This window comes from Bifidobacterium tissieri (genome assembly GCF_002259645.1).
GTDB lineage: Bacteria > Actinomycetota > Actinomycetes > Actinomycetales > Bifidobacteriaceae > Galliscardovia > Galliscardovia tissieri.
In genome coordinates this window covers 24,905-47,819 of sequence record NZ_MWWV01000019.1, presented here as the reverse complement: position 1 = coordinate 47,819, position 22,915 = coordinate 24,905, and the positions used below count along the sequence as shown (strand labels likewise).

Here is a 22,915-nt window from a genome sequence, read left to right as displayed (position 1 = left end):
GTCTACTCCCCCTTGGCGTCGTCCGACAGCGGCGACGGCTCGGCATGGCGACCGGATGCGCGTCGATTCAGGAAGTCCTGTGCGGTGGCCTTGAGCGCCCACACGGTGGATGCGGCCTTGATCACCGGCTTGCCGAGGAATGATCCGTACAGATCGGTGAGCGCGCCCACGTTCGAGGCGGAGCGCTGGGCGGCATCGGAGATGGTGTTGACATCCTCGAGAGAACGATTGACCTTCTGCACGGTGGTCACGCCCTCGTCAAGGGCGGGAAGCGCATGGTCTCCGGTGTCCTTGACCGTCTGGGCGATCTGGTCGAACAGCTTTCCCAAACGAATCAGCGGGTAGATCATGAAGCCCGCCAGAATGGCGAACGCGATGGCCGCGATCAGGCCGGCGATCTGACCGATATCCATTGCCGAATACCTCGTTTCCTTGACGACTTCCCGGACATTGCAGCAGTCCCGGACGCAAATACAAATCCAAAGGCTATCACCTACGGCGAACAGTGGCGTCTGAATCGCATCACCGTTCGCCGATGGAACTCACTGATTATAGGAGATGATGGTGATGCCGCCGTCGTCCAACGGCTTGGTCGGATCGAAATCAAGCACGGTGACGCTGCCGTTCGCAGGACGTTCGCTCAGATCGTATCCCGCGGGGGCGAATCGGTGCATCAGGCTGAGCAGTGTGTTGCCGTGTGAGATCACCAGTACATCGTCGCCGTCGGAGAGTCGTTCATTGCCGGCGATGAGGTCGAATCCTCCCTCCACACGCGTCCAGTATTCGGTTTCGCTTTCGGCGTCATGGAACGGGTCGGCTTCCTTGAGGAAGTCCTTGGTGGCGGCCAGACCGTATTTCTCGACGATGGCGTTATAGGTCTTGACTCCGTGCGGAGCACCGGCGGCATACCACGCCATGGCCATGTCGAGGCCTTCATAGTAGCCGTAGAACTGCTCGCGGAAATGCATGTCGACGGTCAGCTCCGGGCGCTGGTGTCCGGCTTTTTCGTTGATGTCGAGGATAGATCGTGCGGTCAGTTCAGCGCGCGTGGTGTCGGAGCAGTAGGCCGCCGCGAAATCGACGCCCTCCAGCTTGTGCCCGGCCTTCTCGGCGTCAGCGATGCCGGATTCGGTCAGCGGGGAATTCGACCAGCCCTGCAGACGGTTGTATCGGTTGAAATAGGTCTGTCCGTGACGGACCAGATGCAGATGAAACGTCATATCTCTGATTATCCCACTCTCAGGCCGGAATGGGCTTCCATCGCGGCATATCGTCGTTGCGCAGGTCCTCGGGACCGTTCTCCCAGTCCATCGACCCGGCGATGGCGGGACCGGTGTCGAATTCATCGAGCGTCCATCGCAGCGCGCCGTCACCGGTATACACGGGGGTGAGCCTCGACCAGAAGGCATTGCGCATGGAACCGAGATTGCTCAGATTGTCGGGGTCCATGCCAAGCAGCGTCTCGATGGTGGCGACGATCCAGGATCCATGTCCCACGATGACCAGCGTGGTCTCGCGTTCCTCGCCGCGGGCGCGTTCGATGAGGTCCACCACCGCATCCGCGCCACGCCGTCCGACATGGGTCCGCGTTTCCACGCCGTATTTGGTCTCTCCCCCGGTATGGGCCTTCCATGATGCATAAGCTTCGGCGTCCATTGCGCGCATTTCCGGGCGGGTGAGACCTTCCCATCGTCCGAATGAGCGTTCCCTCATCCGTTCGTCGAGTTCAACAGGGAGACCGAGAATATCGGCGAACGCATGAGCGGTCTGCCGGGCTCGGAACAGATCCGACGCCACCACGCGCAAGGTTCTGCGGGAGGCAGAGGCCTTGCGGTATTCCTCGACATCGCTGTGTCGAGCGGCTCCGGGACCCGGTTGGGGAAGGGTCTCCGGCCGGTCAGCGATGCGACTGACCTTAGCCCAGTAGTATCGGCGAGCGAGTTCGAACCCGGTCTGATCCGCCTGCCATTGTCCGATGATGTCGAGAGGGACGTCGATCTGTCCTTGGAGTCTGCGTTCGAGGTTGAAGCAGGTGCGCCCGTGCCGCACCATCACCACTTCGGTAATCATCGCGTTCCATCCATTCCGTACCGTGTGCGCGACGACGGTCGTCGCATTGGTCCCATCACATGGTGTCACATGGTGGGGAACGCGGGGCACGCACGTTGTCGCCAGCCCGGTCGACGAATCGGAATTCCGTCGTTTTTCCTCCATGCACCTTATGCTGAACACAGGCAATGGGACGCACATCATGGGAGGTTCGATGAGGATTCTGTTGGCGACACTCAACATGGCGTTGCGCAATGCGGCGCGTGCGACGCTTGAGTCGGCTGGATACATCGTCAGGACGATCCCTGCGAATGATGACGAATCCGAGGAGAATGAGCCGTTCACCGCGGAATTGGTCATCATGGACGACACGTTCCCGCAGCATGCGGATCGTCACGATCTGGATCTGATCGTGACGCAGATGATGAACGCCAAACTGCTGTATCTGCGTTCCACCAATCTGGACACGGCGAATGACGACCCCCGGAACGGTACCACCGATTCCCGTGATACCGCCACCGATGCGGGAATGCTATCGCAGATCGACGACGAGCTGCGCAAACCGTTCTCGGACTCGGAACTGTTGGCCCACGTCCGGATGCTGTCACGTACCGGAGTATCATCTGGCTCATCGATCCTGACTCGTGGCGATCTGACGCTGGACGTTGACGCCAGACGGGCGTTCTACGGTAGGCTGGACCGCCCGCTTCCCCTGTCCCCTCGGGAATATGCGGCTTTGGAGATGCTGGTCCGTGTCGATGGCGATTATCTGTCATTCGAGGAATTGCTCGAGGGAGTGTGCGGTAACGGGTTTTTTGAACAGCGTGACGTCATGATGACCGTCATGCGGTCGCTTGAGCGGAAACTGCATCAGGCGGGTCTGTTCATGACACAGCGTGGAGACCGCTACCGCATCGGCTGACGGACGCATGTCTGACCGCTTGCGATCATGCAACGGATGCATGCGATAGATCCGCAAGCGGTCATGATTGGTCAGCGAATGACCGCGCCGAACGGCATAAGCGCGAGCTTGGCCATTTTAAAGGACTGGATGCCGAACGGAATGCCGATGATGGTGATGCAGTTGGCCAACCCGGCGAGTACATAGCCGATCGCCATCCACAGTCCGGCGACCACGATCCAGATGATGTTGAGCAGCAGTGAGCCGAATCCACCGGCGTAATCCACCTGCTTGCCAAACGGGGTCAGCGTCAGCTGCGCCATCTTGAACGCCTGGAGTCCCAGCGGTATGCCGATGATGGTGATGCAGAGGACGATGCCGATCACGGCCCAGCCCAATGCGAGGAACAAGCCGCCAAGGATCAGCCACAGAATGTTGCCAAGAAGTCTCATGATATTCCACCTCTGTTGTGCGATAATGCATTGCTTTGACTTCATTATGAACGCAATGACGGTGGAACGGCATCCGGGTTTGCCCTGATTGTTCCCGGATTCCTCCCCGATACCGAATCTCTTCCGAGATCGTCAATGGTGAAGATCAGCAACGCCATCGGGGTCTGGATACGAAAAAGCCCTGCGGCCGTAGCGGCGCGCAGGGCGAAAAGCTGAAACCAGAATCAGCGAGCGTAGAACTCGACCACGTACTGGATGTTCACCTGAACCGGGATCTCCTCGGCGAGGGGCTTGCGGGTCAGGGTAGCCTTCAGCGAAGCCAGATCGACATCCAGGTAGCCCGGGACGGCCGGCAGCACGTCACGGTGCACGCCTTCGGCGGCAGCCTGGAAGGGCTCCATGGTCTGGCTCTTCGGACGGACCTGAATGGTCTGGCCGGGACGGACCTTGTAGCTCGGACGATCCACCTTGTTGCCGTCGACCATGATGTGGCCGTGCACGACGAACTGACGGGCCTGAGCGGTGGTGCGGGCGAAGCCGGCACGCAGCACGAGGGCGTCAAGGCGGGACTCGAGGTGCTGCAGCATGGCGAGACCGGTCTGGCCAGCCTCGTGGGTGCCCTTCTCGTAAGCGGCACGCAGCTGCTTCTCGGAGATGCCGTACTGGGCGCGCAGACGCTGCTTCTCGCGCAGACGAACGGCGTAATCAGACTCGGTGCGACGACGGGTGCGGCCGTGCTCACCGGGAGCGTACGGACGCTTCTCGAAGATGCGCTGGGCCTTGGGGGTCAGAGCGATGCCGAGGGCGCGGGAAAGACGCACCTGACGGCGGGAGCGCTGAACGTTAGTCATGAATGTTCATCCTTTGTTTCTGTCGTTATCTGAACGGAACGCACGACGATGCCATGCGCTGAGCCGGCCTCTCCAATGCTTCACCGTGCCGTGGCACGAATGGTCGCGATCGTTACCGCAACCACCGACCCATTGACGGGCTAAGGCTCCAGATAGGTTTCCGCCTGAAAGCGGACACCAAGAGAGAAAGTGTACGGCAAAGACGGGACTTTGTCATCATGCCGTCTTTTCGGCGAGTCGCCCGGCATCCAATGTCAGTATCCTATCCGCGTAGGGAAGCGCATCGGCGTCATGGGTGACCATGAGCACCGATGTCCCCCGATCGACCAGGGATCGCAGCAAACGCATGACGATAAGGGTGCTTTCCGCGTCCAGATCTCCCGTCGGCTCGTCGGCGATCAGCAGCTTGGGCTGGTTCATCAGCGCACGCGCGATGGAAACGCGACGCATCTCGCCGCCGGACAGTTCACGGGGATAGCTATGGGCAAGATCATCGACTTGCAGATCGGCCAGCAGTGCATGGGCTCGCATGGTCAACGCATCGGTTTGCTCGTCGCTCGGTGATGGGGACGTGGCCGGGGCGATGACGTCGGGCATGTCCGGATCACTCTGGTCGGCGGAGGGGTCCTGCCCCGAAATGGTCTGCTTCGGCACGTCCGGCGCGGTTGCCTCTTCGGCGGCGTGATCCTGATCATGGGTGACGGGATCATCCGGGAAGAGCACAGCCGGCAGGATCACATTGTCGATCACGGTCAGATTAGGCAATAGCGTCTGGCTCTGCGTGACGAAGCCGATGGTGCGATTGCGCAGACGTGACAACGCTCTGTCATCGAGTTCGGCGACTGTTTTCCCCTCGACCGTCACAGTGCCCGAGGTGGGGCGGAGCAACCCGGACACCATATTGAGCAACGTGCTCTTGCCATTGCCCGAACGGCCGACTATCGCGATGAATTCGCCGTCATCCATGGACAGATTCACATGATCGACTGCGGCGAATGGCACTCCCCTGCGCACGAATTCCCGGGTGAGGTCCTTGATCTCCAGCAGCATGTCATTCTCCTTCCCTCAGCGTCAGATACGCCTCCGGGCGACCGATGCGGATGACGACGAACAGCGATGCCAGAACCGCGGTGATCACGGCGAACGTCAAGGCCACCAGCGCCAGACATAGACTCATACCGATGCCTATCTGCAGGTATGGGAGCTGCATCTGCTTGCCGATGTATCCACTGAAGGGAAAGACGATCAACGATGCGATCGCCACGCCAATAAGACCTCCGGCAAGACCGGTGACCAGCGATTCGCGGATGACAATGGAAGTGAGCATGCCGCGAGTGGCACCCATGATACGCAGGGACGCGAACTCCTTCTTGCGCTCGTTGACCGAGGATGCGAACACGGCGAGCATGACGATCAGCCCCATCACCCACAGCACGGCGACGAACACCAGCATATAAGACAACATGGTGTTCAATGATGTTTTGGTGGACGCTGTGACGCCTCCCGGATACACGAATCCGACCGACGACAGCTGCGGATCGATGCGAGCGATGTTATTCGCCACCGTATGCGCGTCATAGCCGTCCTGGACCTTGATCAGCACGGACGAGACGGCCTTGGACGCATATTCCTGCGGCATGACCTGCCTGGCGACCTTCGCCGAGGCGGCGACCATCTGCGGCACTGTGGCCTTATTGACGAACACGGAGTTGTCGAGACTGGTACCAGTGCTGGCCAACTGCGCGACAACAGGCCAGGAGCGGCCATACAGTTCGATGGTGCCATCAGTGGATACGTTCACATTGGCACCGGCCACCATCTCGCCGTCGGCCAGCGTTCCGTCGTATTGGGACGCGACCCACGGCTCGATCACGAAGTCGGTCTTCGGATCGAAGCCGATGATCTGCAGCTTTTCGACGCAGCATGCCGCAGCGAGCGACGAGATATAGGTCTGTGAGGTGATCTGCGCGATCCCATCGGCCTTGGCGACCTTCGATTCGATATCGTTGGTGAAATAGAAGGTGTTCGGCGTGCCGTCGGTCAGCAGGGCCTCAGCCTTGGATTCGGTGGCCTGGGGCACGACCATAAGATCGGCTCCGAGACGTTCCTCCATGCTCGTCAACCCCTTATTGAGGTTCATGGCCAGCATGGATCCTCCGAAGAACGCGACGGAGAGGATAGCCACCACCGTGATCAGCGATGCGGTGCGGAAGGGCCTGCGCCGGAGATTCTCCAATGGCAGGCGAGCGAGTGAGATGCGTACTGACATGATTCCCGATGCGCTTCCGACGTGTCAGACGCTTCGATCAGGAGCGCTTGGCCAGACGTGAGTCCAGCCACATGCCGATGGCGGCGAAAACGATGGACAGCACGCCGAGCACGATCAGCGTTGGCCTGGCAACCATGTGGCAATGCATCATGGCTCCGGGGCACACGCCGATGAGCACCGTGGGGATGGCGATGGCGAGCACCGCGCCCAGCACCACACCGATGTTCAGGCCAATGCGGATCTGCGGGGAGACGAACAGGGCGACGACACCCAGCAAAGCGATGAGCGAACCGACACCGATCTCAGCCTGTGCCGTCCAATGGCACGCCATGGGCATCTCCCCCACTTTGCAGACATAGGCGAACGTCTGCGGAGCGACGGCGATGAGCACGCCGAAAACGATGGATGGAATGGACGCGAACAGCTTGTTCTTCACAATCTTCTCCTGCTACTTCTGCATATTTCAGCCGATATGTCCAGCGACATCCATGACGAATGCCGTCAACATATGGATTCGAGTGATTGTGATCATCCTGTCCGGGAAAATCAAGTCTTGACTTTCCCGAAAAGGATGCTACTCACCATGCAAACTACAGTTTTTCGATGGGTGCCACCCGCAGCAGCAGCCGCTTGACGCCGTCGGAGCCGAAGTCCACGGTCACCACGGAATTACGGCCCTTGTCCTCCACGGCGACCACGGTTCCCAGACCGTACTGGTCGTGGGTGACCTTGTCCCCCGCATGGAAATCAGCGACGTTGGGGACGGAATCATGATCGCTCCCGGACGTCTTGCGTTCGGCGGCGGCCTTGGCCTTCGACAGCGAGCCGAACAGATCGCGCTGCATTCGCCTCGTGGTCACCTTGCCCGAACGGGACGCGCCTGAACGGGACGACGAGGAGCCGGAACGAGACCCATAGGACGAGCCACCGGAGGCCCCGCCATAGGAGCGTGACGATCCGGAACCATACCGTGATCCGAAACGGGACGACGAACTCGACGATCCGGAACCATAGCCCGAACCGTAGGAACCGGAACCATACGAACCGCCGGAGGAACGCCCAGACGCGGATCCCCACCGACGCGATGAACCGAACGATCCGTACCCGGAATCGGACGAGCCGGATTCGAAACCGCCGAACTCGTCATCGTCGTCGAAACCGCTCCCCCAGCCGCCGCGCATGCGTTCGGATGAGGTCTCCCTGCGCTTCCATTCGATCAGGTCCTCGGGAATATCGTCGAGGAACTGACTGGGCAGCATCTCCGCCGCCTGGCCCCATTGCGCTCGCACCGCGGCGCGGGTGACATACAGGATCTGACGGGCGCGGGTGATGCCAACGTAGGCGAGTCGCCGTTCCTCCTCCAGCTCGCTTTCATCCTCCATGGCGCGGGAATGCGGGAAGGTCCCCTGTTCCATGCCGGTAAGGAACACCACGGGATATTCCAGTCCCTTGGCGGTATGCAGGGTCATGAGCGTGACGGTGCCGCTGTCCTCGCCCTCGCCGGGCAGCTGGTCGCTGTCGGCCACCAGCGCCGTGGTCTCCAGAAATCCGTTGAGCGTGGCGTCGGGCGTGTTCTGTTCGTACTCGGCGGCCACGGATTGCAGCTGCGAAAGATTGTCCACGCGTGTCATGTCCTGCGGGTCGGTGGACTTGCGCAGTTCGGCCAGCAGACCCGACTTGTCGAGCACCTCGGCCACGATCTCGCTCGGCTTGGAGTCGTTGGCCGCGGCGAACTCCCGCAGCGAGCGCATGAGGTCGCGGAACTGTGTGAGCAGGTTGGCGGTGCGGGTAGGCACGCCTTCGATGGTGTCGAGCGCTTCCAGTGCCCCCCATGCGCTGGTCTGATGATCGGCGGCGTACATGGTGAGCACGGCTTCGGCGCGTGCGCCGAGTCCACGCTTGGGTACGTTGAGGATGCGTCGGAGGTTCACGTCGTCGGCGGGGTTGGCGATCGTCTGCAGGTAGGCCATGGCGTCCTTGACCTCCTTGCGTTCGTAGAACTTGGTTCCGCCAACGATCTGATAGGGGATTCCCGCGTTGATGAGCCCCTCTTCGAGGGAGCGTGACTGTGCATTGGCGCGATACATGATCGCGATATCGGAGTATCGGAATCCTTCCTCACCGGCCAGTCTGGCGATCTCGGTGGCGATCCACGCGCCCTCCTGCTGGGCGTTGTCGGCCGCGTAGCCGATGATCTTGCTGCCTTCCCCGAGAGCCGTCCACAGTTTCTTGGGTTTGCGCCCGGGATTCAGCGCGATCACCGCATTGGCGGCGTTGAGGATGGTCTGTGTGGAACGGTAGTTCTGTTCCAGCATGATGGTCTTGGCGTTCGGGAAGTCCTTTTCGAACTCCTGGATGTTGCGGATATCGGCGCCTCGGAACGCGTAGATGGACTGGTCGGAGTCGCCGACCACGGTGATCCATGCCGGTCCGGTCTTGCCGGCGCCACTCGCATTGGGTTCACGCGATTGCCCGGCATCCACGCCGCCGAGCTCACGCACGAGTACATACTGAGCGTGGTTGGTGTCCTGGTACTCGTCGACGAGAATGTACCGGAATTTGCGTCGGTAGTAGTCGGCGACCATGGGATCGGCACGCAGCAACTCGACGGTGCGCATGATCAGATCGTCGAAGTCCACGGCGTTGGCCGCGGCGAGCCGGTACTGGTATTCCGCGTACACGCAGGCATAGAGCACTTCGATGTCGCCGAAACTGCCGATCTGGGATCCGCGGACGCCGGGTTTGAATTGCGGGGCGTATTCCCTGAGTCGTTCCTGCCATCCGACAAGTCCGTTCTTGTAGTCGGAGATGCGGGCGAGGATGGACCTGGGCGTGTACCGTTTGACGTCGATGTTGAGTTCAGTGCAGACGATCTTGATCAGGCGTTGCGAGTCGGCGGTGTCGTAGATGGAGAATCCGGATTTGAGGCCGATCTTCTCGCCGTCGCGACGCAGGATGCGCACGCATGCGGAGTGGAAGGTGGAGACCCACATGCGCTGGGCCACCGGGCCGATCAGCGTGGTGAGTCGTTCCTTCATTTCGGCGGCGGCCTTGTTGGTGAAGGTGATGGCCAGGATCTGGCTGGGCCAGGCACCCACCTGGCTGAGCAGCCATGCGATGCGTCGGGTGAGTACCCGAGTCTTGCCGGATCCGGCACCGGCGGCGATCAGCAGGGCCGGCCCGTGATACTGCACGGCTTCGGCCTGCTGATCGTTGAGGCCTCCCAGCAGTTCCTCCGCACTGCGGGCGATGACCTCCGGTTCGTCATATACCATCATTCGCAATCCCCTGTCCCGATGTCGATTCGTGTCGTCGTTCATCACGGTAAAACCGAGTACATGAATCTACCATCGGGCGCGGTCAAGCGCGTGATGATGGGCCGTACGGAGGCTAGGCCTTGACGGCATGCTCTTCGAGCAGTTCTCCCACGTTGGTGTCATCGTCCATGTAGTGGTCGAATACGTCGGTGATCTCCTTGCCCGGGGCACGGGTCAGCAGGGACACCACGACGATAGCCGCGGCGGAGACGATGAACGCGGGCAGCAGTTCGTAGATGCCGAAGATGCCGCCGAGCGGTTTGATGGCCAGATTCCACACGAATACGGTGATCGCGCCGGAGAGCATGCCGGCGATGGCACCGTACTTGTTGGTGCGACGCCAGTAGAGGCTGAACAGCATGAGCGGGCCGAAGGATGCGCCGAGACCGGCCCACGCGTAGGAGACGACCTGGAAGATGGATGAGTTCTGGTCGGATGCGATTATGCAACCGAATACGAACACGACGAGGATGGTGATGCGGGCCACCCACATGACCTGTCGGTCGCTCGCGTTGCGTTTGAAGATGCCACGGTAGATGTTCTCAGCCACGGCGGATCCTGCGATGATCATGTAGCTTGACGAGGAGCTCATGGACGCGGCGAAGATGCCGGACACCACCACGCCGCAGATGAAGCTGGGCAGCAGCATCTGACTGAGCACGATGAACACGCTTTCCGCGGCCGACTGGGTGGCGAACTGCACCGGCAGGAGCGCGCGTCCGAACAGGCCGATGGCGATGGCGCAGCCAAGCGAGATGACGACCCATACGGTGGCGATGATACGGGACTGTTTGATTTCCTCGGCGTCACGGACCGACAGGAAGCGGACAAGCACCTGCGGCATGCCGAAGTATCCGAGGCCCCAGGCGAGCAGGGAGACGATGGTGATCACGTCGAATTCGGCGGGCGCGCCGAACAGCGGCTGTCCTCCCTGTGCCAGCTGGGCTCCCGTGGCCGGATCGACGGTCGGTGTGGCGGTGTGGTTGGCGCTGAGGTAACCGGGAATATCGGACAGGAACGCTGCGACATGATCGATGCCGCCCGCGCTGATCACGGTTCCGCTGCACACCACGGCGAGCGCGAAGAACATGAGCATGCCCTGGATGAAGTCGGTGAGGACCACGGACAGGTATCCGCCGATCACGGTGTAAAGGAAGACGACGATGGCTCCAAGCACCATCATGAGGTGGTAGTCGAGACCGAACAGCGTGTCGAACAGTTTGCCGACGGTGACGAAGCAGCTGCCGACGTATACGGCGAAGAACACGATGATGATGAGCGCGGCGATGGTCGACAGGATTCTCTTCGTGTCGGCAAAGCGCTTCGAGAAGAAGTCCGGAATGGTGATGGCGTTACCTGCGGCGACGGAATAGCGGCGCAGACGCTTGGCCACGATCTTCCAGTTGAGATAGGTGCCGATGGCCAGTCCGGCGGCGGTCCATCCGGCATCGGCCACACCGGTGAAGTAGGCAAGGCCGGGAAGTCCCATCAACAGCCAGCCGGACATGTCGGATGCTTCCGCGGACAGCGCGGTCAGCCACGGTCCCACGCCACGGCCGCCGGCGAAGTACTGGGATGCCGAGGAGTTGGATCGTCGTGAGTAGAAGAATCCAACCGACAGCATGGCCACGAAATACAGGACCATGGCCAAGAACACCCAGATATCGCTGATCTGCATGAACCGCTCCTTCATTGTTCTCCCGCATCGTCCGCGTATTCGCGTCCGGATGCAGTATCCCCACTGCCGACGTATGCCGGCACGGAGACCTTACTATAGCGTTCAGGCCGTCATGGCCCTAACGCGTCTCACATGGTAAAGTCCAAACCCCGGTTTGTACCACGGTACAGTCGCGCCACGTTTTCAGGTTGTTGTAATGATTTCAGAGACTTTCCAGCCCCTTGCCCCTGGTCTCCCTGGCGAACAGATAGGTCACGGATCCTACGATCAGACAGATGCCGAAGAACACGAATGCCGTGGTGATCACACTGATGTCGATGTTCTGGGAGATCGCGTCCCCGCCGACCAGCAGACCCATGAGGAACGGACTGATGATCTTCGCCGTGGCTCCGATGCCGTATCCCAGTCCGATGCCGGTGGACCGCACCGCATTGGGGAACTGTTCGGCACCGAAGGCGTTGATGATGCCGAACACGCCGTCCGCGAAGGTCATGATGAGCGTCACCTCGATGGCGAACACGATTCCCGTGGGATGGTAGAAGGCCGCGGCAAAACAGGCCGCCGCGCCAATGATGCCGAAACCGAACATGGTCAGACGGCGTCCGACATGATCGGCCAGCCAGGCGGATCCGAATCGTCCGATGCAGTCGGCGACGGATATTCCCATAAACAGGTAGGCGACCGTCCTCGTGGGGAAGCCGAACGCATCCTTGAGCAACGTCTGTCCCCATGATTGGATGGCCGCCCCGCCGAGAACGAAACAGAACGTTCCGAGCGCCACGATGATCAGGGAGCCAAGATGCCGTGCGAACAGCACGGAGTAATGGGATCGGGTCTCCATGTCCACGTGAGGCAATGCCCCGACCTGGGCAACGGGGATCTCCATGGCCCAGGCAAGGGATTCCCTCGCCTTGTCGTCACGGCCCTGGGATTGGTAGTACCGGGGAGATTCAGGTACCTGGCGCAGCCACAACAGCAACAGCACCGGAATGGCGCCGAGGGCGAGCAGGACGCGCCAATGGTTGCCGACCACGCTCTGACCGATGGAGCCCAGCAGCAGGCCGAGCGGGATGAACACGGACGCCAGCCCCGCGAGCAGTCCACGATGCCGGGTGGGCACGAACTCCTGAACATAGGGGATGGAGGTGATGTTGAGGCCACCCACGCCAATGCCGACACCGACACGAAGAACCGCCAGCAGCACCCAGGCCCGGTCCGGCAGAACCACCGACAGCATGGTGAACAGCACGAAGCAGACCACACACCAGAGGAAGGCGCGCTTGCGACCGTAGGCGTCGGCCAGACGCCCCCACATGATGGCTCCGACCACCGTGCCGAGACCCGAACACGCGAGGATCACGCCGGCTTCGATGCCGGTCAGCCGCCATGCGTCGGACAACAGCGCCACTACGAATCCGATGAGGAACATATCGAAGAACTCGGCGATGTTCCCCGCGATGACCAGTCCGATGATGCTTTTCTGATGGCCGGTCAACGGCCGTGAGTCAATCTGTTCGTATGCGCTCGCCGACCGCGCCGGCATTCCCCCGGCAACCTGTGCATCCGCCATGTCTCATCCCCATTCGATTCCGATGGTTTGCGCGGCCGCTGCAACCCATCACCGCCAGCCGCGCCGTCATCCCATGCCCAGAGTAGTCTGCTAGACATACGTGGACCATTGCTGTCCGCGAAGTAAACAGACCATGAACGGCAACGTGCCGAACGGCCATCAACCAAAGGGGTATGCATGAAGGAACTCGAGGAGCGAATCCGCAGGGAGGGCACCGTCAAGCCCGGCAATGTACTCAAGGTAGACGCTTTCCTCAACCATCAGTGCGATGTGGAACTGTTCGACCACATGGGCGCGGCCTGGGCCGAGCATTTCCGCGGAAAGACCATCAACAAGATTCTCACCATCGAGGCCTCCGGCATCGGCATCGCCTGCTGTGCCTCCCGTCATTTCGGCAACGTTCCCGTGGTGTTCGCCAAGAAGGCGCAGTCCATCAACCTCGACGGCGACCAGTACGTGACCACCATCTATTCCTTCACCAAGCAGCGTGAATTCCCGGTGATCGTGGCGAAGAAGTTCCTCTCCCCCGGCGACCATGTGCTGCTGATCGACGATTTCCTCGCCAACGGCAAGGCGCTGCAGGGTCTGATCGAGATCTGCAACCATGCCGGCGCCGTCGTGGAAGGCATCGGCATCGCCGTGGAGAAGGGCTTCCAGAATGGAGGCGAGCAGCTGCGCAAAGCCGGATACGATCTGGATTCGTTGGCGATCGTCAAGTCCATGAACCCCGAGACCGGCGATATCGAATTCGCCTGATCATCATTTCGTTCCCAAGGGAGGGCACCCACAATGGCCCTCCCTTTCCTATGGGATTTGGGATTCCACGACACTTTCGCGGGATCCGAAAACAGAGAATCATGAGAGGAATACGCATGAGTGACAAGACAACGGAGCCGGAACATACTCCGGACACCAAGGAGGACCGTCATCCCTCCGGCATTTCGTTCGAGGCGTTGAGCAGCCTTGACGCTCCGGTCTCCTTCTGGAAGGGCATCCCCTTCGGCCTGCAGCATGTGATGGCCATGTTCGTGGCGAATCTGGCACCGATCTTCATCGTGGCTTCCGCGGCGAAGATGACCCCCGAGCAGTCGGCGACGGTCATTCAGGCCGGTCTGCTGGTGGCAGGTCTGGGCACCTGCCTGCAGCTGTATGGAGCCTGGCGCATCGGCTCGAAGCTGCCGATGGTCACCGGCATCTCATTCACCTACGTTGCCGCCGCCGTGGCGATCTGCGCCGACAAGGGATACGGTGCCGTGGTGGGAGCGGTCATGGTCGGAGGACTGCTGGAGCTGGTGCTCGGCCTGACCGCCCGGTACTGGCGCCGATTCGTGCCGCCGATCGTCTCCGCCATTGTGGTCACCTCGATCGGCTTCTCCCTGCTCACCGTGGGTGCCACCAGCTTCGGCGGTGGATCCGGCGCCGCCGATTTCGGCAGTTGGCAGAACCTTACGCTCGGTCTGATCTCACTGGTCGCCTGCCTGGCGTTCCAGCTGCTCATGAAGGGCACCGCCAAGCAACTGTCGGTGCTGTTCGGCCTGGTCGTGGGATACGTGGTGGCCATCGCCATGGGCAAGGTCGACTTCTCCGGATTCCAGCACCTGTCGATCGTATCCGTACCGCAGTTCATGCCGTTCAAGCCCGAATTCGACTGGGGTGCGATCATCTCGCTCGGTCTGCTGTATGTCGTCTCCTCGGTCGAGGTGCTCGGCGACACCGCCGCGCTGACCAAAGTGGGCCTCAATCGTCTGCCCACCGAACGCGAGACCGCGGGAGCCATCGCGGGCGATGGTCTGATCTCCTCGGTCTCCGGCCTGTTCGGATGTCTGCCACTCACCTCATTCGCCCAGAACATCGGTCTGGTGTCCATGACCAAGGTGGTCAACCGCAAGGTGATCCTCTCCGGAGGCGTGATCCTGATCCTCGCCAGTTTCGTCCCGGCCATCGCCGAGGTGTTCAACTCGCTGCCGCAGGCGGTGCTCGGCGGCTGCACGATCATGATGTTCGGCAACATCATCCTCTCCGGCTTCCAGATGATCTCCGAGGCCGGCTACTCGCAGCGCAACATCACCATCGCGGCGCTGAGCCTGACCATCGGCATCGGATTCACGCAGGTGAGCGACATCTTCGTGCACTTCCCGGCACTGTTCCAGCAGATCTTCGCCTCGAACTGCATCGCCGTCGCGTTCGTCGTGGCCGTGATCCTCAACCTCGTGCTTCCCAGCGAGGACCACTTCCTGTCCGCGCCGAAGGAGGCCCCCGCCGACGCCGAGTAGGCATTCCGCGCATCAGCGCAATCAGTGAAATCGGCGCGATACGCGACCGGCAGCACATATCCGAGAGCCTCGGTGACCACATCGGCCACCGAGGCTCTCGCCGTCATATACGAGCGTACAGGATGCATACGGAGGGGGAATCGGTCCGGGAGAAGGGCCGGAATCGGTCGATTATGAATTCTTGATGAATTGCAGGCCAACGACGCAGGGCGGCGGCCGAACGGCGGACTGGTGCGAGACAATGGAATCCAAGGAGGCCCGCCATGGTTGACGACTACACCGCGAAGATGACCGAGTTGATCGAGCTGATGCGTCTGATCGGCAATGACACACAGCAGTGCGAGGTCAAGGAATGCAAGCGCAAGATTTCGTCGACCATCACGGACACGCTTTCCGCGTTCTCGAATGGGGCCGGCGGCTGGATCATTCTGGGCCTTTCGGAGAAGAACGGCTTCACTCCGGTGCCGGATTTCAACGCCCGTTCCATGCAGGAGTCGCTCAGTCAGGCCTGTGAGAAGATGACGCCCGTGGTGCGTCCGGTGATCGTGACCTGTCCGTTTGAGGGGTCGAATCTGGTGTTCGCCCGTGTGGATGAGATGTTGCCGAGGGACAAGCCGTGTTTCGTCTCCTCCATTGGAGCGCATGGCGGCTCGTATATTCGTACCGGCGACGGCGACCGTCGCATGACCGCGTATGAGGTGGACCGACTTATCGAGGAGCATCTGCAGCCCACCTATGATCTGGACATCGTCGCGGATGCCGCGATCGCCGATCTTGATCCCACGCTGACAGCCGGTCTGCTGGAGCGGGTGCGCAGTCAGCATCCCCATGTGTTCGCCGATCGCAGTGATACGGATACGCTGCTGGATTTGCAGGTGCTGCGGCATGATGATTCGGATTACGGGCGTGCCGGCAGTGTGCTGCGTCCGACGCTTGCTGGGCTGCTGGCTCTCGGACGGTATCCGCAGAAGTTCTTTCCCCGGCTCAACGTGTCGATCGCCGTGTTCCCCGGCACGAATCGCAACGACGTGTTCCGCGGTGACGAACGGCTCATCGCCTCGCAGACGGTGGTCGGTTCGATTCCGGTGATGATCGATGATACGGTGACGTCGCTGATGCGTTGGATCGGCGCCCGCAAGCCCGACTATCCGCCTGCCGCGTTGCGCGAGGCGATCGCCAACGCGCTGACGCATCGCGACTATTCGCCCGATGCGCGTGGCACGCAGGTGCATGTGAGCGTGTTCACCGATCGTATCGAGATCAGCAATCCTGGTGGCCTGTACGGCACGGTGACGCATGATGTGCTGGCCGGGTCGAATCCCGTGGCCGGCACGGCGTTCTCGTCCACACGTAATCAGTTCCTGTTCACGCTGCTGGAGTCCACGCCCTATCCGGATGGCGGATTCGTGAACCCGGAGGGGGGCGACGGCTATCAGCGTATCGCCGCGGCGTTGCGTGAGAACGGCATCGAACCGGCCACCACGCGCAATGACATCAACACGTTCACGATGACGATCACCAAGCATCGCACGATCAAGCATGGTTCTCCGAGCGATGTGTCGAAGGAGATCATGACGTTGCTGGAACGGCATTCGGCGATGAGCGTCAAGGAGATCATCCGCGAGCTGAGTCTCACCCCATTGGCGGCCACGTCGGGGCTACGGGAGCTTGTAAAGGAGGGACGCGTCGCAACGGTGCGATTGCAGGATGATCCGACACAGCGGTACCGACTGAAGACCAGCTGAACAGGCCCCGGCGTGCAGCCATGCCATTCCGTCACAACGGCATGGCCTCCGCGTCCCCTTACGATCCCCTCATGATTCGGCGAGCTGGGTGACGGCAGCACCTCCGGTTGCCGGCCGTGATCGACGGAACCGTCCCACACCAAGGCCCAGGCATATGAATGCTACGCCGAACAGCGCCACGAGTCCCAGGCATGAGGCCCAGTCCCCCACGCTGACGCCGGCAGCGGCCGTGCCGATGCCGAGCGCGTGGTCTATGGTCTGGCAATACCACGATCCAGGCAGGAACTTGCCCACCGTGATCATGACCTCCGGCATCATGCTCAGCGGGAGCATGGTGCCGGAGGTGAACAGCGTCAGTAGTCCGAACACATTGGCGATTCCGTTGGCCATGGTCTCCGAGACCCCGCATTCGCCGAGCAGGAATCCGCAGGCCACGGCCATAAGCGCATACACGCCGGTTGTGCAGACCGTCATGGCCACGCCGGCCGGTGGGAGCAGGAAGGGGTCGTGTCCCGCCGCGAGCATCAGGGCGAATGCGATGATCAGGTATCCGATGGCCACAACGAGTGAGAACGCCCCCATGGTGGCCATACGCTGCATACCCAGAGATGAGGACCGCTGAGGGGACGCGTCGAGGCGTCGCTTGGTCTCCCCCGCGTTGAATACGCCGGTCACGAGCGCCGTGCAGACCACCATGGCAAGGAGCAGCGGATACAGTGCCGTCTTCATGGTGGTACCGAATCCCATGGCAGCGAGGTTGGTCGAACTGGTATCCTCCGCGGTCCTGTCGGCGTGGTCCACGGCGATGGCGGGGTTCACGGACGGATCGTCGACCACGTCGGCCACGGATTTCGCGGCTTCGGCGAGCTGATCCACTGTGGGAACGGCCGTGGACGTCGCATCCTCCGTTACGCCCGCAGTGGCCTCGGCGCTTTCACCGATCAGCGTGGTGCGGGTGAGCGACAGGAACCCGTTCACGCCCATCGACGCCATCGCTCCGGCACCGGAGGTATAGCTGGTGATCGTCTCCACGGCCGGCGGCTCCCCATGCCCTGCCGACGCGATCAACGCATCGGCATACCCGTGGGGAACGATGACGATGAGATCCACATAGTTCGACGCGACCGCCTGCTGCAACGCCTCCGGATCGTCCTCCACCGTGATGATCTCGTTGTCGGCACGCAGATAGTCCTGCATGGCGACGGCGATATCACCCCTTCCCCGATCCCGGTCGACAACCGCCACAACCGGTTTCCTCGGTTCATATGAGTCCCCCACATCCGTATTCGACGTGAGCGCCGACCAGCTGATGGCGAACATCATAATGCCGATGAACACCAGATAGATGATCACGTAAAGTCGGTGCGCGGCCAGTACTCGCAACGTGGCCTTACAGGTGTTCATAGCGCTGCCTCCTGAGCATGACGACGCCCACGGCAAGGAACACGGCGCTCATGGCGAGCAGTATGCCGCAGGTCGTCCCGAACGGACGATAGCTGTCGTAGTAGAGAATGTCGTAGAACAGGTTGGTCACCTGCTGAGCCGGGTTGATGATGGCGAGCGCCGGTGCATTGCGGGTGATCCAATCGCTCAGGTTCATGGCGAACTGCCCATACAATCCGGTGAACAACGACAGGGTGCACGGGATCGCGCTGGTCAGGCCGATCTTCGTGGCATGTGTCAATCCAGGGATCGCGCCGATCATCGTGCCGAATGCACAGGACATGAACGAGGCCACCGCAACCGCGAGCACGGCGGCCGGTTCCCGTCCTCCCAACGCGATGCCGCATACGTATCGGATATAAGCGAGTGCGACGATCAGACTCAGGAATGAACACAGCCAACTGGCAAGGAATCCGGCGGCCAATTGGGCTGCGCGGCTCAGGGGTGCGACCGTGCGGCGGATTCCCAATGCGGAAAGGTTCGCCTGCGCCATCGTGACAGCCGAGATCGCGTACGACATCGCCATCAGACACACCATGCCCAGCAGCGCGTAATAGTATCGGGCCGTGGCATTGGGTTTGAAATTGGTGAGTGATGTCTCCTTCGTCATGGCGGACACGGATCCCACCGACTCCCAGAACCGTTGGCTGACAACCGCCTGCGGATGGTCGATGATCGTACGCCGAGTAACGGCGTCCGTGCGGTTGTAGAGCGCGATTGCATTATGCAGGGCAGCTACCGTGACCGGGCTGACTGAGGCGTTTCCACTGGCGTCCTTGACGGTTTCCACCGTATCGGTCGAAAGCGTCAGGGACAGCATGCCGTCGGCATTGACGGTCAGGTATCCGATCGTCGTATCGTCGGTAATGAGCCGTTTCGCCTCAGCCAATGAGGGCACGGGTGTGGTATCGATGAGCCGTGTGTCAAGGTCGGCGACGTTATTGGACCGTCCTGCGAGCGCGTCGACGAACTGGGCGGCACCATCCGCCTTGCCCCAATTCTCGTCTTCGACCACGGCCACGGTAACGGCGGTGATCCGGTAGGCGTCGGCAAGATTGCCGAACATGCCGTTGAACATGGTCGCCAACACGATCGGGAAGACGAACATCCAGAACAGTGCCGCCCTCTGCCGCAGATTCGTTTTCAACGTGATGAGAAACGTGGTCCACATGGCCCCTCCTTTCCTGTTCGAAGCGTTGGCAGGTCAGTCGCGCAACGCCGTGCCGGTCAGTTCGAGGAACACGTCGTTGAGGGTTGGCGGTCGACTGGTCAGATGGCCGATACCGGCTCCCGACTCGCGCAGGATTCCCAGCAGATCGACGAGGTTATGGTCGCCATGACGGCAGCGCACGGCGAGTTCCCGCCCGTCGTACACGGCGTCGATCACGAAGCCGAGTTGCTGAATCCGATGCAGCGTCTCGTCGGAAAGGTCCAGCGTCTCCACGCTGATGCGCTCGCCGGTGTCGATCATGCCCTTGAGCTCTTCGGCGGTGCCGAGGGCGAGATGCCTGCCATGGTCCATGATGAGGATGCGGTCGCAGATCTGTTCGACCTCCTCCATGTAATGGCTGGTGTAGATCACCGTCGCCCCGCTGCGGTTCAGCCGCTGGATGCCTTCGAGGATCGCGTTGCGACTCTGCGGGTCCACGGCCACGGTGGGTTCGTCGAAGAAGATCAGATCGGGCTTGTGCGCAATGCCGCAGGCGATGTTGAGTCGTCGCAACAGGCCTCCGGACAGTTTGCCCGGACGGTATTTTCGGAATTCACCAAGGCCGACGAAGTCGATGGCCTCCTCGACCAGCGGCTCGCGCTCGGCACGTCTGGGCACATACAACGAGCAGAAATAGTCGATGTTCTCGATCACCGTCAGTTCGTTGAACACCGCCACATTCTGCGGCACGATGCCGATACGGCGTTTCAGCGCATACGAGCCGGGGGTGATCGGCTCACCGAATACGCGTATCGTTCCCGAATCATACGTAAGCAATGCAAGAATGCAGTTGATGGCGGTGGTCTTGCCCGATCCGTTCGGACCGAGCAGACCGAAGATCTCCCCCGCCTTCACGTCAAGATCAAAATAGTCGAGCGCCACCATGTCGCCATACCGCTTGACCAGATGGCTGACATTCACGGCCGGCGTATCCGTATTCGTATCCATCCCCGTCGGTGTCGTCATGATAGGACCATCCTTACCTGTCGTGCCCGTCTCGCTGATTTCATCTTCCCGCCATCGCATGGTCGACGCCACCGCCAAACGTCACGAATTCCTCCGACCTGCATGACATTTGTCATGTCATGCAGGAGCGATGGTGGTCCGCTGCGATAGTGTCATGTCATAGACGAAACATCGAGGAGGGGCCATGCGTGCGATCGGGGAACAGGCATTGCTGATCGCGGCCGGTCTGACACTGGCGCTTGCGAATCCATCGGCAGCGACGATGCCGTTGACGGTTGCTGGGTTCCTTGTATCGGTGGCATATGCCGGGCTTGTCGAGGGACTTGCCCCTGAACATGGACGGTGGCTCGGCTACGCGGGAGCAGGATATGCCGTCGCCGCCGTTCTGTTTCCTCAATGGTGTGCGTTTCTGCCGTTGATTGCCTATGACTGCGCAAGGTCCCCGGCGTTCTTCGATGCGCGTCGATGGCGACGGATCATCGACCGCGGCATTGGGCTCATATGGCTGGTTCCATTGGTTGTTCTGCTCATGAGGGATGGTGCTGTGGACGGTTTTGCCCCGTCAGTGCCAGTGATAGTCACGGCTGTCACGCTGCTTGGCAACGGTCTGGGTTCCGCACGCGTCGAAGCGCACACACTGCGACGGACGTTGCAGCGGACGCAAGACCGTGCACGGCACGATTCCCGTATCATGCGAATCCGATTGAGCGACATCGACGAGGAGCGCGCACGGGCCGTCCGTATGGCGACGCTCGGTGAGCGTACCCGCATCGCACGCGAAATCCATGACAATGTGGGCCATCTGCTCACCCGGGCGATCATGCAGGCGCAGGCAGGCAAGGCGATCGCCGATGCCACCGGTGCCCCCCATGCGTCACAGGGGTATGCCGCACTCGGCGATACGCTGAACGATGCCATGACCATGATCCGTCGTTCCGTGCACGATCTCGAGGATGACGGCACTGATTTCACCGCTCAGATAGCGGATGCCGTGCATTCGTTCAGCGGTGTGTCGTCGGGTTTTTCCGTGCGACTGCTCAATGGAATCGGTGCGGCTCCCGCGCCGGTGGCCCGTTGTCTTGCCACGGTTATTCGCGAATCGTTGTCGAACGTGGTGCGGCACAGCAAGGCCAAGCAGGCCACCGTCACCCTTCGTGATTTCCCCGCATTCTGGCAACTGGTCGTACAGGACGAGGGACCGTCTCGGCATGATGGTCCGGCGGATGGCGGCACGGGTCGGATCGATTCGTCCACAGCGGGAACGGACGATGACATCGAAGGCCTGCGCGGCATGGGTCTATCGGATATCGAGACCCGTGTGCGAGCGCTTGGCGGAACGTCACTGTGCGGCCCGTATCAGGGCGGATGGCGGGTATTCGTGTCCCTGCCCAAAACACGCTGGTCTCAGCATCCATCCGATGCCATGCGCTAGGGCGTGCCATCGCTATGATTCGACATGGGGACATCGATAGGAGGCATGATGAAGACGGCAATCGTGGACGACGATCCGATCGTATGCCAGTCATTGGAGACCATACTCACCGCCACGCATGCCGCCGATGTGCTGTGGACGGCGTGCGGCGGCGATGACGCCGTCACCCGGTACTTCTCCTCTCCTGCCAGTCATCCAGATGTGCTGCTGATCGATATCCAGATGCCCGGCAAGGACGGTCTGACAACGGCTCGGGAGATCCTGCACCGGGATCCGTCGGCCAGGATCCTGTTCCTCACCACCTTCTCGGATCAGGACTATATCGCCCAGGCGATCGGACTCGGGGCAAAGGGATATCTCATCAAACAGGATGTCTCGGCGGTCGGCCCGGCGATGCAGGCCGTGATGGCGGGGCAGATCGTATTGGGAGCGGACGTGCTGAACAAACTGTCCGTATCCCCGACGTCAACGGCTTCGACAACCCCGCAGATGGCATCGGGAAACCATACTCGTCGGTCCACGGCGATAGGCATACGGGATCTGGACGTGCTCAGCGATCGGGAACGGGACGTGGCCGCACTGGTCGCCGAAGGCTACGACAATCGTCAGATCGCGGCGAGCCTGTTTCTCAGCGAGGGAACGGTACGCAACCGGATCAGCGCCATGCTCGACAAACTCGGTCTGATGAATCGCACCCAGCTGGCCATCGCGTGGATCAACGCACACCGTTGACGAGCCGGGAACTCCATGGCATGATGC

At 61.2% G+C, this 22,915-nt stretch carries 20 protein-coding genes; 6 read left to right on the top strand and 14 right to left on the bottom strand.

Annotation, left to right across the window (positions count from 1 at the left end):
• Nucleotides 1-2: 2 nt before the first annotated feature.
• The 3 genes from BTIS_RS10540 to BTIS_RS10530 form a co-directional block, all read right to left on the bottom strand.
• Nucleotides 3-413 carry a DUF948 domain-containing protein gene (locus BTIS_RS10540; protein WP_094665258.1) on the bottom strand — a complete coding sequence of 137 codons (411 nt, stop codon included), beginning with the start codon at nucleotides 411-413 and terminating at the stop codon, nucleotides 3-5.
• Nucleotides 414-542: 129 nt separating this feature from the next.
• Nucleotides 543-1,220 (bottom strand): histidine phosphatase family protein, encoded by a 678-nt coding sequence (locus BTIS_RS10535; RefSeq protein WP_094665256.1) that lies wholly within the window; start codon nucleotides 1,218-1,220, stop codon nucleotides 543-545.
• Between the two features lie 19 nt (nucleotides 1,221-1,239).
• Complete coding sequence (locus BTIS_RS10530; protein ID WP_094665254.1) at nucleotides 1,240-2,070, bottom strand: histidine phosphatase family protein; 831 nt, start codon at nucleotides 2,068-2,070, stop codon at nucleotides 1,240-1,242.
• A gap of 193 nt (nucleotides 2,071-2,263) precedes the next feature.
• On the opposite strand from BTIS_RS10530, the gene BTIS_RS10525 reads away from it, so the two are divergent.
• Entirely contained in the window at nucleotides 2,264-2,971 is a 708-nt protein-coding gene (locus tag BTIS_RS10525) for a response regulator transcription factor (RefSeq protein WP_158216900.1), read from the top strand.
• A gap of 71 nt (nucleotides 2,972-3,042) precedes the next feature.
• Here the strand turns inward: BTIS_RS10525 and BTIS_RS10520 are convergent, their stop codons facing one another.
• The 8 genes from BTIS_RS10520 to BTIS_RS10485 all read right to left on the bottom strand — a co-directional run bounded on the left by BTIS_RS10520 (nucleotide 3,043) and on the right by BTIS_RS10485 (nucleotide 13,087).
• Entirely contained in the window at nucleotides 3,043-3,402 is a 360-nt protein-coding gene (locus BTIS_RS10520; RefSeq protein ID WP_094665252.1) for a YccF domain-containing protein, read from the bottom strand.
• 224 nt (nucleotides 3,403-3,626) lie between these two features.
• Nucleotides 3,627-4,253 carry a 30S ribosomal protein S4 gene (gene rpsD, locus BTIS_RS10515; protein ID WP_094665250.1) on the bottom strand — a complete coding sequence of 209 codons (627 nt, stop codon included), beginning with the start codon at nucleotides 4,251-4,253 and terminating at the stop codon, nucleotides 3,627-3,629.
• Between the two features lie 216 nt (nucleotides 4,254-4,469).
• Complete coding sequence (locus BTIS_RS10510; RefSeq protein WP_094665248.1) at nucleotides 4,470-5,303, bottom strand: ABC transporter ATP-binding protein; 834 nt, start codon at nucleotides 5,301-5,303, stop codon at nucleotides 4,470-4,472.
• 1 nt (nucleotide 5,304) lies between these two features.
• On the bottom strand, nucleotides 5,305-6,522 hold the full coding sequence (locus BTIS_RS10505; RefSeq protein ID WP_094665246.1) for an ABC transporter permease: 1,218 nt from the start codon (nucleotides 6,520-6,522) through the stop codon (nucleotides 5,305-5,307).
• A gap of 37 nt (nucleotides 6,523-6,559) precedes the next feature.
• Nucleotides 6,560-6,958 carry a DUF4418 family protein gene (locus BTIS_RS10500; protein WP_094665244.1) on the bottom strand — a complete coding sequence of 133 codons (399 nt, stop codon included), beginning with the start codon at nucleotides 6,956-6,958 and terminating at the stop codon, nucleotides 6,560-6,562.
• Between the two features lie 154 nt (nucleotides 6,959-7,112).
• A complete protein-coding gene (locus tag BTIS_RS10495) occupies nucleotides 7,113-9,797 on the bottom strand; it encodes a UvrD-helicase domain-containing protein (RefSeq protein WP_094665383.1) in 2,685 nt (894 codons plus the stop codon).
• A 115-nt stretch (nucleotides 9,798-9,912) separates the two neighbouring features.
• A complete protein-coding gene (putP, locus tag BTIS_RS10490) occupies nucleotides 9,913-11,517 on the bottom strand; it encodes a sodium/proline symporter PutP (RefSeq protein WP_094665242.1) in 1,605 nt (534 codons plus the stop codon).
• 202 nt (nucleotides 11,518-11,719) lie between these two features.
• Nucleotides 11,720-13,087, bottom strand: coding sequence for an MFS transporter (locus tag BTIS_RS10485; RefSeq protein ID WP_211279453.1), 1,368 nt, complete (start codon nucleotides 13,085-13,087; stop codon nucleotides 11,720-11,722).
• 177 nt (nucleotides 13,088-13,264) lie between these two features.
• Between BTIS_RS10485 and BTIS_RS10480 the strand changes: the two genes are divergently transcribed.
• The 3 genes from BTIS_RS10480 to BTIS_RS10470 all read left to right on the top strand — a co-directional run bounded on the left by BTIS_RS10480 (nucleotide 13,265) and on the right by BTIS_RS10470 (nucleotide 17,105).
• A complete protein-coding gene (locus BTIS_RS10480) occupies nucleotides 13,265-13,843 on the top strand; it encodes a xanthine phosphoribosyltransferase (RefSeq protein WP_094665240.1) in 579 nt (192 codons plus the stop codon).
• A gap of 116 nt (nucleotides 13,844-13,959) precedes the next feature.
• Nucleotides 13,960-15,360, top strand: a complete 1,401-nt coding sequence (locus BTIS_RS10475; RefSeq protein ID WP_245819422.1) for a nucleobase:cation symporter-2 family protein — start codon at nucleotides 13,960-13,962, stop codon at nucleotides 15,358-15,360.
• A 263-nt stretch (nucleotides 15,361-15,623) separates the two neighbouring features.
• On the top strand, nucleotides 15,624-17,105 hold the full coding sequence (locus BTIS_RS10470; protein ID WP_094665238.1) for an ATP-binding protein: 1,482 nt from the start codon (nucleotides 15,624-15,626) through the stop codon (nucleotides 17,103-17,105).
• Nucleotides 17,106-17,174: 69 nt separating this feature from the next.
• Here the strand turns inward: BTIS_RS10470 and BTIS_RS10465 are convergent, their stop codons facing one another.
• Genes BTIS_RS10465 through BTIS_RS10455 form a run of 3 tightly spaced genes read right to left on the bottom strand, consistent with a single transcriptional unit; the run spans nucleotide 17,175 to nucleotide 20,724 of the window.
• Entirely contained in the window at nucleotides 17,175-18,509 is a 1,335-nt protein-coding gene (locus tag BTIS_RS10465) for an ABC transporter permease (RefSeq protein ID WP_094665236.1), read from the bottom strand.
• Nucleotides 18,496-19,719, bottom strand: coding sequence for an ABC transporter permease (locus BTIS_RS10460; protein ID WP_094665234.1), 1,224 nt, complete (start codon nucleotides 19,717-19,719; stop codon nucleotides 18,496-18,498). Before BTIS_RS10460 ends, BTIS_RS10465 begins: the two co-directional genes overlap by 14 nt.
• Nucleotides 19,720-19,752: 33 nt before the next feature.
• On the bottom strand, nucleotides 19,753-20,724 hold the full coding sequence (locus BTIS_RS10455) for an ABC transporter ATP-binding protein (protein WP_094665232.1): 972 nt from the start codon (nucleotides 20,722-20,724) through the stop codon (nucleotides 19,753-19,755).
• Nucleotides 20,725-20,908: 184 nt separating this feature from the next.
• On the opposite strand from BTIS_RS10455, the gene BTIS_RS10450 reads away from it, so the two are divergent.
• Both BTIS_RS10450 and BTIS_RS10445 read left to right on the top strand, forming a co-directional pair.
• Nucleotides 20,909-22,156, top strand: a complete 1,248-nt coding sequence (locus BTIS_RS10450; protein WP_094665230.1) for a sensor histidine kinase — start codon at nucleotides 20,909-20,911, stop codon at nucleotides 22,154-22,156.
• A 48-nt stretch (nucleotides 22,157-22,204) separates the two neighbouring features.
• Nucleotides 22,205-22,888 carry a response regulator transcription factor gene (locus tag BTIS_RS10445; RefSeq protein WP_094665377.1) on the top strand — a complete coding sequence of 228 codons (684 nt, stop codon included), beginning with the start codon at nucleotides 22,205-22,207 and terminating at the stop codon, nucleotides 22,886-22,888.
• Nucleotides 22,889-22,915 lie beyond the last annotated feature (27 nt).

What these genes read in the sequence shown, in the direction of transcription:
- BTIS_RS10480 (WP_094665240.1), top strand. Translation starts at nt 13,265, where the DNA reads ATGAAGGAACTCGAGGAGCGAATCCGCAGGGAGGGCACCGTCAAGCCC.
- BTIS_RS10475 (WP_245819422.1), top strand. Translation starts at nt 13,960, where the DNA reads ATGAGTGACAAGACAACGGAGCCGGAACATACTCCGGACACCAAGGAG.
- BTIS_RS10540 (WP_094665258.1), bottom strand. Translation starts at nt 413, where the DNA reads ATGGATATCGGTCAGATCGCCGGCCTGATCGCGGCCATCGCGTTCGCC.
- BTIS_RS10465 (WP_094665236.1), bottom strand. Translation starts at nt 18,509, where the DNA reads ATGAACACCTGTAAGGCCACGTTGCGAGTACTGGCCGCGCACCGACTT.
- BTIS_RS10505 (WP_094665246.1), bottom strand. Translation starts at nt 6,522, where the DNA reads ATGTCAGTACGCATCTCACTCGCTCGCCTGCCATTGGAGAATCTCCGG.
- BTIS_RS10510 (WP_094665248.1), bottom strand. Translation starts at nt 5,303, where the DNA reads ATGCTGCTGGAGATCAAGGACCTCACCCGGGAATTCGTGCGCAGGGGA.
- BTIS_RS10525 (WP_158216900.1), top strand. Translation starts at nt 2,264, where the DNA reads ATGAGGATTCTGTTGGCGACACTCAACATGGCGTTGCGCAATGCGGCG.
- BTIS_RS10460 (WP_094665234.1), bottom strand. Translation starts at nt 19,719, where the DNA reads ATGTGGACCACGTTTCTCATCACGTTGAAAACGAATCTGCGGCAGAGG.
- BTIS_RS10530 (WP_094665254.1), bottom strand. Translation starts at nt 2,070, where the DNA reads ATGATTACCGAAGTGGTGATGGTGCGGCACGGGCGCACCTGCTTCAAC.
- BTIS_RS10535 (WP_094665256.1), bottom strand. Translation starts at nt 1,220, where the DNA reads ATGACGTTTCATCTGCATCTGGTCCGTCACGGACAGACCTATTTCAAC.
- BTIS_RS10520 (WP_094665252.1), bottom strand. Translation starts at nt 3,402, where the DNA reads ATGAGACTTCTTGGCAACATTCTGTGGCTGATCCTTGGCGGCTTGTTC.
- putP (WP_094665242.1), bottom strand. Translation starts at nt 11,517, where the DNA reads ATGCAGATCAGCGATATCTGGGTGTTCTTGGCCATGGTCCTGTATTTC.
- BTIS_RS10455 (WP_094665232.1), bottom strand. Translation starts at nt 20,724, where the DNA reads ATGACGACACCGACGGGGATGGATACGAATACGGATACGCCGGCCGTG.
- BTIS_RS10485 (WP_211279453.1), bottom strand. Translation starts at nt 13,087, where the DNA reads ATGGCGGATGCACAGGTTGCCGGGGGAATGCCGGCGCGGTCGGCGAGC.
- BTIS_RS10450 (WP_094665230.1), top strand. Translation starts at nt 20,909, where the DNA reads ATGCGTGCGATCGGGGAACAGGCATTGCTGATCGCGGCCGGTCTGACA.
- BTIS_RS10470 (WP_094665238.1), top strand. Translation starts at nt 15,624, where the DNA reads ATGGTTGACGACTACACCGCGAAGATGACCGAGTTGATCGAGCTGATG.
- rpsD (WP_094665250.1), bottom strand. Translation starts at nt 4,253, where the DNA reads ATGACTAACGTTCAGCGCTCCCGCCGTCAGGTGCGTCTTTCCCGCGCC.
- BTIS_RS10445 (WP_094665377.1), top strand. Translation starts at nt 22,205, where the DNA reads ATGAAGACGGCAATCGTGGACGACGATCCGATCGTATGCCAGTCATTG.
- BTIS_RS10495 (WP_094665383.1), bottom strand. Translation starts at nt 9,797, where the DNA reads ATGGTATATGACGAACCGGAGGTCATCGCCCGCAGTGCGGAGGAACTG.